Source organism: Halomonas sp. N3-2A, assembly GCF_002216165.1.
Taxonomy (GTDB): domain Bacteria; phylum Pseudomonadota; class Gammaproteobacteria; order Pseudomonadales; family Halomonadaceae; genus Vreelandella.
In genome coordinates, this window is record NZ_CP022286.1 from 2,234,850 (window position 1) to 2,253,178 (window position 18,329).

The window sequence follows — 18,329 nt, forward strand, 5'->3', positions numbered from 1 at the left end:
CCCTTAAACAAACAGCGTTGAAGAAGATTAAGCTTAATTGAAAGCGGCTCACCAGAGCCGCTTTTTTATTGCACAGCAAATTAACTCTTCGACGAACTTGAAAGCGCGCTAACGGTCTCTATGCTGCAAGGAGATTTGTTTAAATCACACATGCAGGAGGCACCCATGCAATCTCGCTTTTTTACCTTAACGAATTACCCCACCGGCTTACCTAAACGAGAACTATTTTCACTGGAAAGCCAGGAACTTCCCGATCTTGACGAAGGCGAAGTCAGGGTTCGCAACCATTGGCTGTCCGTTGATCCATATATGCGTGGACGAATGACAGGGATGCGCACCTATGTCGCCCCTTTTGAGCTGGGCAAGCCGATGGAAGGTGGCGCAATTGGCGAGGTCATTGCGTCTAACCACCCAACCATTAAGGAAGGCGATAAAGTCAGCCACATGGGCGGCTGGCGCGATATCGCGCAGGTGTCAGGCGACAGTGTCACTGCGTTACCAGACAGTGACGTACCAGAACAAGCATATCTAGGTGTATTGGGCATGCCAGGTATGACGGCATGGACAGGCTTGAACCTTATTGCCGAGTGTAAACCTAGCGACAATGTACTGGTAAGCGCTGCCAGTGGTGCTGTTGGCTCGCTTGCTGTACAGCTGGCGAAAGCCAAAGGTTGCCACGTGGTTGGCATTGCTGGGGCTGCCCACAAGCTTGCATGGCTTGAATCATTGGGCGTTGAGCCGGTTAGCTACCAAGGCCGAAGTGCACAGGAGCTCAGCGACGCTATTAAGCTTGCTAGCCCTAATGGCATTGACGTGTATTTTGAGAACGTTGGTGGTATCTGCTTAGAAGCAGCGCTAAGTCAACTCAATGACGGTGCACGCATTGCTGTATGCGGCATGATTGACAGCTATAACGCCGAAGCACCGGCACCAGGGCCGAGCAACCTTTCCCAGTTGGTGGTACGCAAAGCTAAGATGCAGGGATTTATTGTTGCCGATCACTGGTCTAGCTATCGCTACTTCCTCAACGAAGTCTCTCCTCAGGTAGCGAAAGGCAATATAGCCTATAAAGAAACCGTCAAAGAGGGTCTTGAAAGCACACCGGATGCCTTTTTAGCGCTTTTTGAAGGGGGCAACACCGGCAAAATGCTGGTGAAGCTCACTGACTAAGCCATGCTTACGTCAAGTTAACCCCACATTGCTACCTCACTATTTCCTACCTCAATAACAAGCCGCGCCACGGTAACAGGCGCGGCTTTTTGGTTTGCAGCACTACTTAGCAAGCAAATGATTAGACCAAAAGTGAATTGATTATTAAAATTACCCATAATCAATGTGTGTTTTAACCCATCATCACTGCCAATGGGTTAGGGCACGTTGCAGATCTGTCGCTTTTCTAATTTTACCAAGCGGCTTCAATTCGTTGTTAATAGGGGTTTTCTCATGGATGGACATACGCGTGCCCACGGCAAATGGCCAGCGCTACTGCTTGGCCTGCTACTCGCGGTAGCTGGTGTTGCACTGACCATTGGCGGCGCTAAGCTGCTTAGTTTAGGTGGCAGCGCTTACTACTTAATCGCTGGGGTCAGTATTTTTGTTGTCGGTGTACTGCTGGCAATGCGCAAAGGCATAGCCTTATGGCTCTATGCGGCGGTACTTTTTGCAACGCTTCTATGGGCACTCTGGGAAGTTGGCTTAGACTGGTGGCAGCTGGTCCCCAGGGTTGCCATTGTCTGTTTAATTGGCATCATTTTACTGCTTCCCTGGTGGCGAAAACCGCTACATTCACGCGGCGGCAGCCTAGCGCTAGTGGCAAGCATTGTCGCAGCGATTATTGTGGCAATTGCTAGTCAATTCACCTATCCAGGTAATGTGGCAGGCACGATGGAGTCTGCCAATAATAAAGAGGTTAACCCAGCCCAGGCTGCAGGCGATGACTGGCCTGCCTACGGCGGCACTAATGCAGGGACGCACTACTCCTCGCTTAGTCAGATTACTCCCGACAATATAGGCGAACTGGAAGAGGTGTGGCGTATTCAAACCGGTGATGAACCCGGCCCCAATGCACCGCCTGAAATCACCAACCAAAACACGCCGTTAAAGGTCAACGATAGCCTTTATATTTGTACATCGCACAGCCGTGCGATGGCACTGTCGCCCGAAACCGGCGAAACCCTGTGGGCGTTTGATCCCAACATTAGCACCATGGGCGCAGACGACTTTTCCGGCTGGGCACATATGACCTGCCGTGGCTTGGCGTATTACGACGCGGCTAACTATTCCAGCAGCGCTGAAGATTCCACCACCGATAAACCAACGCTGTATGCCGATGGCAGTCAGTTTGAACTCGACCTATCCTTCTCGCTCACCTCTGAAGAAGACTCAACTTCTGAGCTGTTAAGCGCCACCGATGTCATGTGCCCACGCAGGCTTTACCTACCCACCGCCGATGCCCGCCTGATTGCACTTAACGCCGATACCGGGGAGCGCTGTGAAAGTTTCGGCGAAAACGGTGAGATCGACCTGACGAATAATATTGGCGAGTTTAGCCCAGGAGGCTATTACTCGACATCGCCAGCGACTGTCACTGAAGACTTAGTGATTTTGGGTGGCCACGTTACCGACAACAGCTCAACCGACGAACCCTCTGGCGTTATACGCGCCTTCGACGTACATACTGGCGAACTAGTGTGGAACTGGGACAGCGGCAACCCTGAAGACACCGCACCATTAGCAGAGGGCGAGACTTACACACGTAACTCACCCAATGTGTGGGCGCCGATTAGCGTCGATGAGGAGCTTGGCCTCGTTTACCTACCCATGGGTAACGCTACGCCAGACCAGTACGGCGCTAACCGCTCTGAAAATGATGAGACCTTTAGTGCCGGGCTAGTAGCGCTTAATTTGAACGACGGTCAAGTGGCCTGGGTGTACCAGTTTGTGCACCACGACTTGTGGGACATGGACACACCTGCACAGCCCGTATTGATTGACTTAGCGACAGCAGATGGCACCCAGCCAGCCGTCATTCAGCCCACTAAACAGGGCAGCTTGTATGTATTAAACCGTGAGACCGGCGAGCCGATTGTGCCCATTGAAGAAGTGCCCGCTCCTCAAGGTGCTATTGAAGGCGACTGGACGGCAGAAACCCAACCTCGCTCAGCGCTGAATTTGCTACCACCGCCGCTTACCGAGCGCGACATGTGGGGCGCATCACCCTTTGATCAGATGATGTGCCGCATCCAGTTCCGCTCGCTGCGCTATGAAGGCCAGTACACACCGCCTTCGCTGGAAGGCAGCATTATCTACCCCGGCAACGTTGGGGTGATGAACTGGGGTGGTGTTGCGGTAGACCCAGAACGCCAAGCACTGTTTACCGGTGCGAAGTACTTAGCGTTTGTTTCCAAGCTAATTCCACGTGATGAAGTTGAGGATGGCCAAGGCTCAGCTAGCGAGCAAGGCCTGCAGCCCAACACGGGTGCCCCTTACGCAGTCGAACTCGGCCCGCTGCTGTCAGTACTCGGCCTTCCCTGCCAAGCGCCCTCTTGGGGGGATGTGGCAGGAATCGACCTGCAAAGTAACGAAGTTGTGTGGAAGCACCACAATGGCACCACCCGCGACAGCATGCCCTTTGATCTGCCGATTGGTCTGAATGTCGGCGTCCCTGCGCTAGGCGGCCCGCTAACCACTGCGGGTGGCGTTTCCTTCCTAAGCGGCACGCTGGATCAATACCTGCGCGGCTACGGCATCACCACTGGCGAAGAGCTGTATAAAGCTCGCTTGCCTGCAGGTGGCCAAGCAACACCGATGACCTACACCGGTGCAGATGGCCGCCAATATGTGGTCGTTACCGCCGGTGGTCACGGCACCTTCGGCACCAAAATGGGTGACTACGTGATTGGTTACGCGTTACCGGAATAGCCATCACTTAGCGTAGCGACGAACGAAAACGGGCGACCCAATGGGTCGCCCGTTTTCTTGCTAGGGAGCCTGTGATTAAAAACTCAACTCCACGCCGCCATAAACACTTCGCCCTGGGGCTGGCTCATAAAAGCGGCCAAAGGTGCCGTTTAAGCGCACATTGGCATAGTGCTCTTCATCAAGCAGATTGCGCAGACCAAGATAAGCGCTTAGTCGCGTACCTTCACTTAACTGCCAACCATCACCTACCCGGAGGTTGAGCAGCCAATAGCTATCTACTTCCGTCGCATTAGCGTTATCCGCCACTAAATCACCGATGTATTCGGTTTCCAACGTGGCGAAACGCTGATCAAGGTTTTCCCAGGTCAATTGATTGACCCACGTCTGCTCTGGCAACCCAGGAATCCGGTTGCCATCAAAGCGTTCACTAGGTGTTGCAAACTTATCGAATTCATAACGCGCGAGGGTTAAAGCGCTATCCAGACGCCACTGGTCGGCAAGCTGCCAGCCCAGCGCCAGTTCTAGGCCATCGCGATTTGTGTCGCCTGCATTCTGATAGAAGGTACGGCCACCCTCATCATACGGCACCAGCTCATCGCGAACGCGGACCGAAAATAGTGCGAGATCGTAATCCATCGCCAACGGCTCAATGTAGCCACGCAACCCGATTTCGCGATTCCATGCTTTTTGCGGCTCAACAACGGGGTTGAAACCACCGCCAGTCGGGTCGGCAAACTCAGAAAACGTGGGCGTCTCAAACGCGGTGCCGGTATTAATATACGCTTGGTGCTGCGGACGATAGCGATAGCTTAGCCCCGCCGAGCCACTCCACTCGTTAAAGGTACGCTTTCCGCTTTGATCTCCGTCATCAAGAAACGTATCGTCGACGTCTAGCGCCACCCGGTCAAATCGCGCGCCCAACGAGAGCGAAAGCTGTTCCGATAGCGCTAAATCCCCTTGGGCAAACACACCCGCAGACGTCGCCGTTTGGGTTTCATCCGCTAACTGCTCGCCAACAACCCCTTGAGCATCAACATCGTTACGAAAACGCTCATCCTCTTGGCGCGCCACATCCACCCCAACGATATAACTCAGCGGCAAGCTCCCTAACGCCGCCTCGTGATGATATTCAGCGCTTGCGCCCATATAGTCACGCTGATAGCCCAAACGACTACTACCCACAAAAGGCAGTTGCTGTTCAAAATCACGCTGAGCAATAAAGCCTTTAAGATACAGCTCGCCATCACCCGCAGCTAAGTCCTCGTATTGCAGACCCAACAACTGCTGATCGACGTTTTGACCAGCATCTAGCGCTAGCGAATTGGGCGCGGCCTGATCGCGCCCAGCGGCAACTTCACGGGCATTAAGTGCCCCTGGATCTTCCGAACGGGGATTCTCCAGCAGATTAATAATCGCGGTAACTGCCCGCCCACTGCCGAGCTCTCGACGCAACTTTGCATTCAGCAAATACTTCTCGGTTGAGCTTTGTTCACGATAACCATCAACGTTAAGCGCCGTCAGACTGATATGGTGCGACCAATCGCCCCGAACGCCGCCATTTTGCAGTGCCACTTTTTGATAGCCATCACTACCTGCGCCCATCCGCAGCCGTGTACCGGGGTTATCACGCCCATCGGCAGTGGTCACATCAATCACTCCGCCCGCCGCATTACCATAAAGCACTGAAGACGGCCCGCGAATCACCTCAATACGCTCGGCGCTATCTAAATCAATGGCATCCAACTGCGCTTGACCATCCGGAAGTGTGTAAGGAATGCCATCTACCATAACGGTAATCCCACGCACACCAAATGGAGCACGTGCGCCAAAGCCGCGAATAGCAATGCGTTGCCCTTGGGCGAAGTTATCGCGGTTTTGTAAAAACACACCTGGCACTCGGTTAAGCGCTTCATCCAACCTCACCCGTTGCTGACCTTGGGCAATTTCTTCGCGCTCCAAGGTAGAAACGGCCGCTGGTGTGGCATACAGCTCGCGGGCTAAGCGCGGAGCGCTCACCTCTACTGTAGGCAGTACCGCATCTTCACTGCTGGGCGCCTGCGCCCACACAGGGCTGGCTAGAACAACGCTCGCGAGCAGCAGTGATGGCGGTAGATAGTGACTCATGGCGTTCCTTATTCATCTGTAGTCGATGGGCTTTCGCAGCCCTAATTTCTTGAAGATCTAATTTTTTGAAAACCTAAGTTCTTGAAAATCTAAGCTCTTGAAAACCTAAGTTCTTGAATACGCCTGCCTAAGCAAGTGAACGATAACCCAAACACGAGGTCGTACCTAAGTCGCACTGATTCGCCAAACTTAATCATTGCGACTACGTTACGCTCAATCGCTGAACCGCACTGTTGCTAAAAGGCCAGCATTAGCAATCAGCGCTAAAACCGTTATTGATATCTACATTCTAGAAACCCACGTTATTAACCTGTTCGTTATTAACCGACAGACTGTATAAGCAAAGGAGGCTGCATGGCGTTTACCGCAACTGACCCGATCAAGATGATCTTTGCCATTCTTCTACCCCCACTAGGGGTGTTTTTTGAGGTCGGTTTCAAAGGGCATTTCTGGCTAAATATCATTCTCACGCTGTTTGGCTTTATTCCAGGCATCATTCACGCCTTCTATGTCATATTGAAACACTAGGCATATTGAAGCACCGATGCTCTTTTTTGCACCGATTTAACAAACGCCGCCTTGACGAGCACAAGGCGGCGTTTGTCTTTATGGGCCATGCATTGCTCACCCAGTCTTGCCGGACAATTAATACCCAACCCTTCAAAACCCGGCCCTGACGTTATGCGTGCAAGCGGCGATGCAAGGCATGGACTTGCTCGTCCAGCCCAGGCACTGGGCCATCAACAGTCAAACCAGGTACCACCTCATTAATCGATAGCGGAGCGACAGGCGGTGGCGCTACGCCAAGTGCAGCCAACCATACTCCCAACTGCTCAGAAGAACTGACGTAAACGATACGTCCTAGCCCTACCCACCCATGAGCCGCTGCACACATTGGACAGTGCTCTCCAGAGGTATAGACAGTCGCTTTCGAGCGCTCTTCAGGCGTCATATGGTTCGCTGCCCAGCGGGCCAGCGAAAACTCTGGATGCTGAGTAGAATCTCCACCGGCAATGCGATTTCGATCCTCGGCTAATACCTTACCTTCAGCATTTACCAGCACGCTACCAAATGGCTCATCCCCTGCATTTAAAGCCTCCTCTGCTAAAGCCACCGCGCGCTTTAGGTATGCCAATTCATGTTCGGCAATCATTGGATTCTCCTCGTTTTGATAACGTGCCTTACCGACAGGGTTGTCGTTTCAAAAGTGCTTCGCCAAAGATAGCATTTTTAACATTGAAGGTCTGACTCACCGTAAAGCCCCCAAGCACCTGAAAAGTGGGGTGGAAGTAACCGCTGTCCTGACACCACCCCCCAGAAAATATTCATAAAAAAGCTTTGACCCGAAGAAAAAATCATGTCACTGTAGCGTCAGTTGGTTAGCAAGCAGCATGGTTTCAGAAGTGTACGATCTATTTCGGCAGCCTGATATTGTATTCCTTGTTTCACCCGCTACTATTCATCTGGGTAATACCAGGAACTTTATTACGGCGCATTAGCGCGAAAGGATCTACATCATGGCAACTGGCACAGTTAAATGGTTTAACGACACTAAAGGTTTTGGTTTCATCGCTCCTTCTGACGGCGGCGACGACCTTTTTGCTCACTTCTCTGAAATTCAGTCTGACGGTTTCAAAACCCTTCAAGAAGGTGCTAACGTTTCTTTTGACGTTACCCAGGGTAAGAAAGGCCTTCAGGCTTCTAACATCAAGCAAATGTCCTAAGCCTTAACGGTTTAAGAGTTTGCTCGAACCTTAACGGGTTCGGATAACAAGGCCCGCTTATGCGGGCCTTGTTGCGTTTGCATGTTGAAAATGAACGACAAAATGAAAGACAGTTAGCATAAAGATGCAGAAAGAGAGCATGGTCGGATTTGCCCCCCCCTATTTACGCTCATACACCATTAGTTTGGCATCTACCGTCAGGGTAAGCTCATCAAGTGCCGCTGCACGTGCTCGGCCTTCCTGACTGGCGCGGTATAGATGTGGCGTCATCGTTAATAGGTCACCAATTAATGCCTGCCCTTCCAGCGTTATTTGATAGTTAAGTGACTCTGTGTGCATCTGGATAAAGCCCTCAGGCACTACCCGTTCACTTGTCGTGTCTAGCTTAAGCGTGGGATAAATCACCTCCCTCAGCTCACGCAAGTGCCCCGCTCCTGCCTCAACCTGCACCAACAGGCCACCCGGCTTTAATACCCGCGCAAATTCGTGATGCACTGGAAAACCAAACATACACAGCACACTGTCGAGCGTCTCCGCTTGAACTGGCAAGTGCGCATTGCTCCCGACAACCCAACGACAAAGCGGAGATTTTTTATCATCTTGTCTGGCCGCCGACAGCACTGCCCACTTGGAAATATCTAACCCCAGCAATGAAAGTGGCCGCGAATTCGATGCAGCACGAGATAGCTCACGCAAGTAATAGCCTTCACCGCAGCCAGCATCCAGGCAGCCAAATAGCGAGCTGGCAGATTGCGCATCAGCATGGCTTAACAGGTGTTTACTTACCGCCTGGGCAATGGGCTGATAGTAACCAGCCTCAAGAAAACGCTGCCTTGCTGCCACCATCAGCTTACTGTCACCAGGATCAGCGGAACGCTTTTGCTGTACCGGAAGCAAGTTGACGTAACCTTGCTTAGCAACATCGAAGCTATGCCCAACAGAGCAGCGCCAAGTACTGCCTGCCAGATGAAGCGGCTCGCCATCTAACGGACAGGCTAGTAATTGAAAAGGAGTGCTATTCATAAAAAATAATTCATAAAACAGTTAGGCCCATAAGTCAGTTCTTCACTGATTAAAAGACGCAAGGCCATCATTGGCGGCCCACGTGGTTAGCGCGTTACCAGAACAATGCCGGCTAAGATAACGCTCCCACCAATTATAAAATTGACGCTAAGCGGCTCATTAAGCAGCAGGGTACCAAAAAGCACACCAAAAAGCGGCGCTAAGAAAGAAAACACACCTAACTGAGAAGCACGATAACGGCGCAGCAACGTAAACCAAAGCAGTAATGCGCCAAACGAAATAATTAGTGCCTGAAAACCAAGGCTGGCAACCACCATAGGAGCAAACTGCGCGCTCATTAACTGGCCAGAGATAACCGCTACCGGCAACAGTAACAGCGCCGTTATACCCAGTTGATAGCTCAAGGTAAGTTCTGCTGGTGCCTCGGAAAGCGAGGTCTTGCGAATTACAACGGTCGTAGCCGACCAGGAGAGTCCAGCTAGCAAGCCCAGCGCATCACCGATGACAATCTCTATGTCATAAGTACCACTCGGCGCCATAGCAATCACCATCCCTGTGAATGCCAACCCTACCCCCCACCACTGCCGCATAGACAACTGTTCACCAGGCACCCAAAGATGTAAGCCAAGCGCGGCAAAGATGGGGGCCGTGTAAAGAAAGACCGACATGTGCGATGCCAAGGTATACGTTAACCCCCAGGCAACAAATGCGAACTCCGCCGCAAACCCTAAGCCAACCAACAAACCGGCAATCCAATGACGGCGCAAATCTGCCCAGCGAACGCCTCGCCAATAAGCTAGTAAACCGACCAGTGTTCCAGCGATAGCGGAGCGTAGAGCTATCTGCACCATGGGTGAGATATCCTCAGCCACACCTTTAATCGCTACTTGCTGAAACCCCAGTATCAAGCAAAATAGCAGCATTAGTGATGCTGCTGTGGTATCCACTGATTTACGCTGGAATACCACTACAGAGCTGTCATTAGCGTTAATTGACGCTACTCTTTGAGTATTCATTGCACGCTCCCATAACATTAAGGCGCCTATTGCACCAGGAAGAGAAACCTCGTACAAACGATTACTTCTCTGGCCTAGACTTAGGAAAACTCATGCTATGAGAATTGAAAGATTACCACTTAATGCACTACGCGCCTTTGCCGAAGCTGCGCGCGAGAACAGCTTCAAAGCCGCCGCTTATCGGCTTGGCGTTACCTCTGGCGCGGTTAGCCGTCAGGTGAAGCAGCTAGAGGGGCATTTGGGGGTGGCGCTCTTTGAACGTCATGCCAATGGAGTATGTGTCACCGAGGCGGGGCGGATATTGGCGGAAGATGTGCAAGCGGGGCTTTTGCGTATCGCCAGTGGCATACAGCACGTCACCGAGCGCTCGGAACAAGCCTTTCGCTTACTGATCAGCGCACCGCCTTCTTTTCTACAACTTTGGTTGCTGCCTCGTTTACCTCGTTTTGAAGCAAACGAGCGCGAAATAGAAATATCGCTGGATGCCGAGTCTCGCCTAACCCAACCGTTATGGCTGCCAAACAGGGCGCGCTTATCGCTGCGCTACGGACAAGGTCCTTGGCCAGGCGTCTCCAGCCGACGTCTTTTTGAAGACACACTATTTCCCGTTTGCTCGCCCACTTTATTAGCACGGGCAACGATAAAATCGCCCAGCGACTTACTAACACAGACGCTACTCACCGTGGATTGGTGTACCCATGCCAACCAGCGCCACATCCCAGGCTGGAGCGATTGGTTCAAAGCGGTTGGGATAGCGATAAATAAAATGCCTAACCAGCGCCAATATTCGCTCTATAGCCTGGCCTTAGATCAAGCCATTGCCGGCCAAGGCGTGGTACTTGCCAGCTACCCACTCGTTGCCGACCGGCTTGCAAGCGGTGTTTTAGTGCGCCCTTTTGAAGAGCACTATCCCCTCATTTCCCCCTTCGCCTATGATTTGATTTTGCCTCCTGATGGGGAAATGCCACCTGCGGTGGGACGCTTTACTGAGTGGCTAGCACAGGAAGCAGCACTCTTCCGCAATACATCGTGATAGCCGCGTGGCATGCCGAGCCTAGCCTTATCGCTTATAGCCCTGGAACAACGCATATTGCCACTGACGCACAGCCAGCACCGAGGTGGTACCAAAGCGCTGATGAATGGGCAGCCCGCTTTCGCGTTCACACAGGGCGTGAAACTCTTTTGCCAGCCGCTGCATCGTTTGTTGCCATTCAGCATTACCCGCATGAGAAAGCAGGCCATTCAGCACAATTAGCTTTTCGCTGTCGCTATCGAAACGGGACTGAAAAAACTCTGTGGCAATATATTGCTGGAAAAAACGCTGAATGGGGCCGCCAGGCCGCCAACGAAAATTCGCGGCCACACGCCGCCGAATTCGATTACCCGGCAATAGGTCAATCAGCTTTAGCCGTTCTAGCGCCAGCAGTTGCCGAGTGCACTGCGCCTCGCTGAGCTGGTACTGGTGATGAATTTCATCAAACCGATAGCCGTTAATCACGCACACAGCGACCAAAAACAGCTCACGATCATCGACAATGCTCTGCTCCTGCGCCTGGGTCAGCTCCTGCAAACGGTGCTCTTCCTCTTGCATGGATTGCACCAACTCAGCAAATTCCAGGTTAAGCTGATCGCAAATACGCTCTAGCCGCTCTAGGGTGATGTGCTGCTCAGCGAATAGCCGTTTGACCGAGGCCTCGCTCAACCCAAGCCATAACGCCACATCAGCGTAGGTTTTCCCCTGGGAGCGCAACTGGCGTTTTAAGGTATCAATAAGCGCGCTTGTCTGAGACACACAACCTCCAGACATATAAAGTAGCGTATAACGATACCGTAAAGCCCAAATAACACAACTTTAACCACCAGAGTTGCAACATTAACCCCATTTACCGAAAGTGCCCTAACTTCTGGTTTATAAGGCGTCATTTCATGCAACCTTTACTACGCATCACGGGTGTTTGGCCCTACCTGATTGCCATTTTCTTGAATGCCTTTGTGGATTTAGGACATAAAATCGTCATTCAAAACACGATTTTTAAAAGCTACGATGGCGAAACCCAGGTGGTACTGACGGCATTGGTCAATGGGCTTATCCTTTTGCCGTTTATTTTACTGTTCAGCCCCGCAGGTCATGTGGCGGATAGCTACCCCAAAGTTCGCATTCTCCGGGTTTCCGCCTGGGCCGCTGTCGCTGTTTCACTGGGCATCACCGCCGCTTATTACCAAGGCTGGTTTTGGCTGGCGTTTGCCATGACGCTAATACTGGCAATTCAGTCAGCCTTTTACTCCCCCGCAAAGTATGGCTTGGTGAAAGGGCTATTTGGCAAACCCCGCTTGGCAGAAGCTAACGGACTTATCCAGGCCGTCACCATTGGTGCCATTTTGGCAGGCACCGTGGCCTTTACCGCGCTGTTTGAAAGCTGGATCTTGCCCAGCGCCCAAACACCCGGCGAGCTATTACGCAGCATTGCGCCGCTGGGTTGGCTGCTGGTGTTGAACAGCGTTATACAAGTGATGGCACTGTATCGCTTGAAACCGGATAACGCACAGCCCTCGACGACCCCGCTCACCTGGCAGCGCTATATCAAAGGCAGCGCACTCAAAGACAACCTGAGCATTCTGGGCCGCCAACCGGTGCTGCGGCTGTCAATTATCGGTCTTGCGACTTTCTGGTCGGTGGGCCAGGTGCTGCTCGCCGCGTTTCCCGCCTACGCCAAAGATGCACTCAGCATTGATAACACCCTAGTACTGCAAGGAATTCTTGCCGCTAGCGGTATTGGGATTGCATTAGGGTCATTGCTTGCCAGCAAGCTGTCGCGTAACCGTATTGAAACCGGTTTGATTCCATTAGGCGCTGTCGGTGTTGCGGTGGGTCTGTGGTGCCTGCCGCTGCTCACCACCCCGATCAGCCAAGCACTAAACTTTGTATTTATTGGCATGATGGGCGGGTTATTCATTGTACCGCTCAATGCACTGATTCAATTTCATGCGGCAGACCATGAACTAGGTACCGTGCTAGCTGCTAACAACTGGATTCAGAACCTGTCTATGCTGGGTTTCTTAGTGCTTACCGCGCTATTTGCCCTGGCAGGTGTGGATAGCCATTACCTGTTGCTACTCGTGGCTACCGTCGCCATGGTGGGTGGTGGTTACACCATTTTCAAACTGCCGCAAAGCTTAGTACGCTTTCTACTCAGTTTCCTGCTGACCCGCCGTTACCGTGTTGATGTTCATGGGTTAGAGCACCTGCCTGCCCAAGGCGGCGTGCTGCTGCTTGGCAATCATATCAGCTGGGTAGATTGGGCAATGGTGCAAATCGCCTGCCCTCGCCCCGTGCGCTTTGTCATGTTGAAGGATATTTATCAGCGTTGGTATTTACGCTGGTTTTTTAAAGCGCTGGGCTGTATTCCTATCGAACGGGGCGCAGGAGCCGATAACGCCTTAGCAGCAGTTGCCGAACAGCTGAATAACGGTGAAGTGGTATGCCTATTCCCTGAAGGCGCGATCAGCCGCAACGGCCAGCTAGGCGAGCTGCGCCGAGGCTATGAACGCGCGTGTAAGCTGGCGAACCCAGAGGTACGTATTGTGCCGTTTTACCTGCGCGGCCTGTGGGGTAGCCAGTTTTCCCGCTCATCCAGCAAACTCAAAGAGCTGCGTAACGCGCCTCTCCATCGCTCAGTCGTCGTTGCGTTTGGCAAGCCGCTGCCTAAAGACACCCCGGCCGACGTGCTCAAACGGCGCATCTTCGAACAAGCAACCAACTCGTGGCAACATGCTATCGATGAACTGCCCTCGCTGCCCGACGCCTGGATTCGTAGCGTGAAACGTAACCTTGGCGCACAAGCACTCACTGATACCCTTAGCCACCCGCTGACGGCAGGCCAAGCACTTACCGCCAGTCTGCTTATTGCAAAGCGCATCCACACGCTAACCCCTGAGCAAAACGTGGGCCTACTGCTGCCTAATAGCAGCGTGGGTGCACTGGCCAATATGGCAACACTTCTGGCTGGAAAAACACTGGTTAACCTCAACTATCATCTTAACGACAGACCCAATGGCACCGCGAAAGAAGACGCGTTTTCTGCGGCATTCACCCAAGCCGACATCAATACAGTGCTGACCTCGCGCCACTTCGTTAAAAAACTTCAGCAACAAGGGCTGAACGTTAGCTCACAGCTGGCAAATACTCAGACGATTTACCTGGAAGACCTACAAGCCGATATCCGACACCATGAACGCGTCAGCACTTGGCTTGCCGTTCGCCTGCTACCTGCGTGGCTGCTTCAGCGCCTTTACTGCCACAGTAGAGATGCCAATGCCACCGCCGCCATTGTGTTTCCAAGTAGAAGCGAAGGACAGCCTAAAGGCGTCATGCTGAGCCACCGCAACCTGATGGCAAATATTAAGCAGACCTCCGATGTGCTTAATACCCAACATGACGATGTGGTGATCGGCTCGCTGCCGCTGTTTCATGCCTTTGGTCTCACCGTTACCCAACTGCTGCCACTTATCGAAGGCCTGCCACTGGTCTGCCATGCAGACCCCAACGACACTGCTGGCATTGCCAGCGCTGTTGCCAAGCACAAAGCCACCCTGATGTTCGGCACATCAGACTTTCTACAGCACCTAAACAACAGCCCCAACGTGCACCCACCCATGCTAGAAAGCCTACGGGCAGTCGTTGTCAGTGCCGAAACATTGGATGAGCAGGTATGCAGCGACTTCGTCCTAAAATTCCATAAGCCTATTTATAAAGGCTACGGGGCAACCGAAACCGCTCCTGTGGCATCGGTCAATCTACCGGATTCGTTGGGCGCTCATTACCAAACAATACAGCAAGGCAGTAAAGCGGGTACCGTCGGTATGCCGCTCCCCGGCACCAGCTTTAAAATCGTTGAACCGGAAAGCTTTGCGGAACAGCCTACCGGAGAAGCAGGCATGATTTTGATCAGCGGCCCTCAGGTGATGCAGGGCTACTTAAACGACCCGAAACGCACAGCCGCCGCCATTAAAGAACTCGATGGCCAACGCTGGTTTATCACCGACGATAAAGGGTTTATCGATGAAGATGGATTTTTAACCCTGATTGGCCGCCATGCTTAGATTTTCGCCAACTCAATAGATGCCATTGTTGCCGACAGGATAAAACGTTTAGCTAGCCAAGCTTCGTATTCAGACTTGGCTAGCTGAGTTACGTATTAGCGGTTGGCCTAAAACGGCCATCCTTACAGCCACAGCTTTTAGCTAACGAGACGGCTTTCTGATTGGGGAGAATAACGTTCAGCAATGGATAAAACCTGGTATCTGCTCACCCGCAAGCGATCTACCCTTCTCGCACCAAAAAAGAGATAACCCTTAAAGGCGCGCACTAATCTGGAATTTAAACCTACGCTTGTGATCCTTAAAATAATTTATAAACTTTAACTAAACTAGACAAAACAACGGGTTATTAAATCTGGCATGGTACATGCATATATCTGCATGTACCGTATATCGGCTAGATAATTAGAGCCCTGCAGATTAATCCTTAAATTCAAAACATTGCTCTTAAGACATTGCTCTTAATGCTATGCATAGGATGAAACTGAAAAGCTGAATGGACTCTAGTTACCTGCCTATGACTTCATAGAGAGGTAGCAATGTCATTCAACCCAGAAGGTGTTACCCGTCGGTCTTTTTTGGGCATGGTGGGCGCAGTCGCAGGGGCGGCGGCAATGTATTCTGCAATGAGCACAATGGGTTTTGCTTCACCGTCTAACTGGCGGGGTCGACTAAACCTACAGGGAGCCCCTGACAATACCAACATTTTAATTTTAGGCGCTGGGTTAGCAGGCATGACAGCAGCCTTTGAGTTGCGTAATGCAGGCTACAACGTAAAAATTCTCGAGTATCGCGATAAGGCCGGAGGCCGTTGTTGGACATTACGTGGAGGCGACAGCTATACCGAATTAGGTGGATTTACCCAGCATATCGACTTTGCCGAAGGCAATTACTTAAACCCTGGCCCTTGGCGAATCCCTTCAGATCATTTTGCTGTATTGGATTACTGCAAACGCTTCGGAGTTAAACTGGAGCCTTTCATTCAGGTAAATTATAACGCCTACTTACATGACTCAGAGGCCTTTAATGGTAAACCTCAACGCTTTAAGGAGGTGGCCACTGATTTCAGAGGACACGTCGCAGAATTACTTGCCAAAGTCGTTGATCAAAAGGGTCTAGATGAAGCGGTTAGTGCTGAAGATGCAGAAAAACTCGTTGCCGCACTCAAACGCTATGGGGCGCTAAACGACAATTTAGATTATGTAACAGGGAGTGAGTCTTCCACTTTCCGCGGTTGGTCGCACCCTGAAGGTGGCGGCGTTGATGGAAAGCCTGAGCCATCTCAAGTGAACGCCCTTTCTGACATACTGAATTCAACGCTTTGGCGCAATCTAACGACAGGCGATAACTTGCATATGCAGTCCACCATCTTCCAACCAGTGGGTGGGATGGACATGATTGCTAAAGGGTTTGAAGAGCAAGTTGGCGAGCTGATCACTTATAACGCTAAAGTTACCCGAATTAGCCACGAAGGTAATCGCGTAACAGCCTCTTGGGTCTCCGCCGATAGCGGTAGTAATGAACAAACAGAAACCGCCGATTATTGCATCTGCACCATTCCTTTTTCAGTACTCAGCCAGATTGATCATGACTTCTCACCACGTATGAGCAAGATCATTGATTCCATGCCCTACGCATCAGCCTTCAAAGCGGGCATTGAGTTTAAGCGACGCTTTTGGGAAGAGGATGAACACATCTACGGCGGCATTAGCTATACCAACCTGCCTATTACGCTAATTTCTTACCCGCCCTACAACATGTTTAGCGATGGCCCGGGCGTGCTTTTAGCTGCTTACCCATGGGGTGCTTACGCCTATCAATTTAACGCCCTCTCTCCCGAAGACCGAATCGCCAAGGTCATGGAATACGGATCGCAGATTCACCCTCAATATTACGATGAGTTCAAAACCGGCGCTTCAGTGGCATGGCATCGTGTTCCATGGACATTGGGCTGTTATGGGCTATGGCAAGATCGTGAAGCGGACTACCAAGACGCCACCGTAATGGACGGGCGAACGTTAATGGCAGGCGAGCATATTTCGTATCTTCCGGCCTGGATGGAAGGGGCCGTACTCTCCGCTCTGGATGCCGTCGAACGCCTACACACCACTATTACAGAGGCTTAAGGAGTTCGCGATATGAAAACACTATTCACTTCAATGACTGCACTCTTACTCTCTATGCCACTTATGGCCCAGGAGACTTCCATTGATACGAGCAACTGGTTCGATGACCCTTCCATGCTGACACAAACTGACGGCGCATCCATCTATGCAGGTGTTTGTGCCGGTTGTCACATGCCCAGTGGGCAAGGTGCCAAAGGGGCAGGAGAATACCCAGCGCTTGCTAACAATCCCAACTTAATGACGGCTGCCTACCCAATCAGCTTGGTTATCCACGGTCATAAAGCTATGCCCGCTTTAGGTGGCTTATTGGAAGATGAACAAGTTGCTTCGGTAGTGAACTTTATCCGCACCAATTTTGGCAATAATTACACTGACAACCAAGCTAGTGCAGAACAGATTGCGAGTATGCGCTAACTTTTTTTCACTCAACCACAAGCAATTCAAAAGGAATTAAATGATGAGTTTTAGAAGCGCTATTATCGGGCTAACGTTGCTCTCCGCCTATGCTGGCACTGCACTAGCGGAAGACATTATTCGCCACCCTATTCCCAATTCTGATTTTCCTATCCTACAAGCGGTTGAGATACCCTCTAGCAGTGCGACGGTTTATCTTAGTGGCACCGTTCCTAGTATCATCAATGAAGATGCCGATCCAAATAGTGCAGAAGCGTTTGGAACTACCGAAGAGCAAACAGTGACGGTAATGAACCGCATTAAAGCGCAGTTAGAAAACCTAGGTTTAGGGGTAGGCGATATTATAAAAATGCAGGCGTTTCTTGTCGCGCCAGAGGGCGAGACAGTCGATTTCCAGGGCTTTATGGCTGGCTACACGCAATTCTTCGGTACCGAAGAACAGCCTAACCTACCCGTTCGCTCTGCCATGGTCGTCGATGCACTGGTCAATCCCGGTTGGCTAGTAGAAATTGAAGTTACCGCCGTTCGACCGTAGCCTACAGGGCTGAAAAGAAAGCAAAACAGCCGATTACATAAAAGTAGTCGGCTGTTTTAATAGCAAGCTGTTAGCAGACCACAAACGACATCTGAGGCACTATGTACAGCGCTAGCATCGGGCGCGCCTTCTGGCATGATCGCCGGAAAAGGGCCATCGCCAGCCGGGCCGTAGGTAACGCCCCAATCGGGAAGAAAACGCTGCACTACCTGTAATTGTGATTTCATCATGACAATTTCCTAACGTCCTTGTATTTCCTTTCGCTAGCTGTATCGTTAAAAACGATTAGTAAGCTAGAGCCAGCATTCAGCCGTTTGATCAACGGGTGCATCTATAGCTATCCCTTCCT

Annotated in this window: 15 protein-coding genes; 9 read left to right on the plus strand and 6 right to left on the minus strand. The window is 51.5% G+C overall.

Annotation, left to right across the window (positions count from 1 at the left end; all coding sequences use genetic code 11):
• Positions 1-165: 165 nt before the first annotated feature.
• Together CEK60_RS10495 and CEK60_RS10500 are read left to right on the plus strand one after the other, a co-directional pair.
• Positions 166-1,170 (plus strand): NADP-dependent oxidoreductase, encoded by a 1,005-nt coding sequence (locus CEK60_RS10495; RefSeq protein WP_089038976.1) that lies wholly within the window; start codon positions 166-168, stop codon positions 1,168-1,170.
• 273 nt (positions 1,171-1,443) lie between these two features.
• The gene (locus tag CEK60_RS10500) at positions 1,444-3,921 is read left to right on the plus strand and encodes a glucose/quinate/shikimate family membrane-bound PQQ-dependent dehydrogenase (RefSeq protein WP_089038977.1); all 2,478 of its coding nucleotides are present in this window, start codon (positions 1,444-1,446) and stop codon (positions 3,919-3,921) included.
• 75 nt (positions 3,922-3,996) lie between these two features.
• On the opposite strand, the gene CEK60_RS10505 is transcribed toward CEK60_RS10500, so the two are convergent.
• Positions 3,997-6,045 carry a TonB-dependent receptor family protein gene (locus tag CEK60_RS10505; protein ID WP_089038978.1) on the minus strand — a complete coding sequence of 683 codons (2,049 nt, stop codon included), beginning with the start codon at positions 6,043-6,045 and terminating at the stop codon, positions 3,997-3,999.
• A 354-nt stretch (positions 6,046-6,399) separates the two neighbouring features.
• Here CEK60_RS10505 and CEK60_RS10510 point away from each other — a divergent pair, with 354 nt between their 5' ends.
• Positions 6,400-6,573: a YqaE/Pmp3 family membrane protein gene (locus CEK60_RS10510; RefSeq protein ID WP_038481890.1), complete on the plus strand. Its 174-nt coding sequence runs from the start codon at positions 6,400-6,402 to the stop codon at positions 6,571-6,573.
• 151 nt (positions 6,574-6,724) lie between these two features.
• Here CEK60_RS10510 and CEK60_RS10515 read toward each other — a convergent pair whose 3' ends face one another.
• The gene (locus tag CEK60_RS10515; RefSeq protein ID WP_038481887.1) at positions 6,725-7,198 is read right to left on the minus strand and encodes a nucleoside deaminase; all 474 of its coding nucleotides are present in this window, start codon (positions 7,196-7,198) and stop codon (positions 6,725-6,727) included.
• Between the two features lie 364 nt (positions 7,199-7,562).
• On the opposite strand from CEK60_RS10515, the gene CEK60_RS10520 reads away from it, so the two are divergent.
• A complete protein-coding gene (locus CEK60_RS10520) occupies positions 7,563-7,769 on the plus strand; it encodes a cold-shock protein (RefSeq protein WP_009722287.1) in 207 nt (68 codons plus the stop codon).
• 159 nt (positions 7,770-7,928) lie between these two features.
• Here the strand turns inward: CEK60_RS10520 and CEK60_RS10525 are convergent, their stop codons facing one another.
• Together CEK60_RS10525 and CEK60_RS10530 are read right to left on the minus strand one after the other, a co-directional pair.
• A complete protein-coding gene (locus CEK60_RS10525; protein WP_089038979.1) occupies positions 7,929-8,792 on the minus strand; it encodes a putative RNA methyltransferase in 864 nt (287 codons plus the stop codon).
• 86 nt (positions 8,793-8,878) lie between these two features.
• Positions 8,879-9,808 (minus strand): DMT family transporter, encoded by a 930-nt coding sequence (locus CEK60_RS10530; protein WP_089038980.1) that lies wholly within the window; start codon positions 9,806-9,808, stop codon positions 8,879-8,881.
• A gap of 97 nt (positions 9,809-9,905) precedes the next feature.
• On the opposite strand from CEK60_RS10530, the gene CEK60_RS10535 reads away from it, so the two are divergent.
• Positions 9,906-10,841 (plus strand): LysR substrate-binding domain-containing protein, encoded by a 936-nt coding sequence (locus CEK60_RS10535; protein ID WP_089038981.1) that lies wholly within the window; start codon positions 9,906-9,908, stop codon positions 10,839-10,841.
• A 27-nt stretch (positions 10,842-10,868) separates the two neighbouring features.
• On the opposite strand, the gene CEK60_RS10540 is transcribed toward CEK60_RS10535, so the two are convergent.
• Positions 10,869-11,600, minus strand: coding sequence for a helix-turn-helix domain-containing protein (locus CEK60_RS10540; RefSeq protein WP_089038982.1), 732 nt, complete (start codon positions 11,598-11,600; stop codon positions 10,869-10,871).
• Between the two features lie 134 nt (positions 11,601-11,734).
• Here CEK60_RS10540 and CEK60_RS10545 point away from each other — a divergent pair, with 134 nt between their 5' ends.
• The 4 genes from CEK60_RS10545 to CEK60_RS10560 all read left to right on the plus strand — a co-directional run bounded on the left by CEK60_RS10545 (position 11,735) and on the right by CEK60_RS10560 (position 17,980).
• The gene (locus CEK60_RS10545; protein WP_089038983.1) at positions 11,735-14,908 is read left to right on the plus strand and encodes an acyl-[ACP]--phospholipid O-acyltransferase; all 3,174 of its coding nucleotides are present in this window, start codon (positions 11,735-11,737) and stop codon (positions 14,906-14,908) included.
• A 536-nt stretch (positions 14,909-15,444) separates the two neighbouring features.
• Positions 15,445-17,031, plus strand: a complete 1,587-nt coding sequence (locus CEK60_RS10550) for a flavin monoamine oxidase family protein (RefSeq protein ID WP_089038984.1) — start codon at positions 15,445-15,447, stop codon at positions 17,029-17,031.
• 12 nt (positions 17,032-17,043) lie between these two features.
• Positions 17,044-17,445, plus strand: coding sequence for a c-type cytochrome (locus CEK60_RS10555; RefSeq protein ID WP_089038985.1), 402 nt, complete (start codon positions 17,044-17,046; stop codon positions 17,443-17,445).
• 43 nt (positions 17,446-17,488) lie between these two features.
• Entirely contained in the window at positions 17,489-17,980 is a 492-nt protein-coding gene (locus CEK60_RS10560) for a RidA family protein (RefSeq protein ID WP_232471500.1), read from the plus strand.
• A 56-nt stretch (positions 17,981-18,036) separates the two neighbouring features.
• Here the strand turns inward: CEK60_RS10560 and CEK60_RS22125 are convergent, their stop codons facing one another.
• The gene (locus tag CEK60_RS22125) at positions 18,037-18,210 is read right to left on the minus strand and encodes a hypothetical protein (protein ID WP_157698031.1); all 174 of its coding nucleotides are present in this window, start codon (positions 18,208-18,210) and stop codon (positions 18,037-18,039) included.
• Between the last annotated feature and the right edge of the window lie 119 nt (positions 18,211-18,329).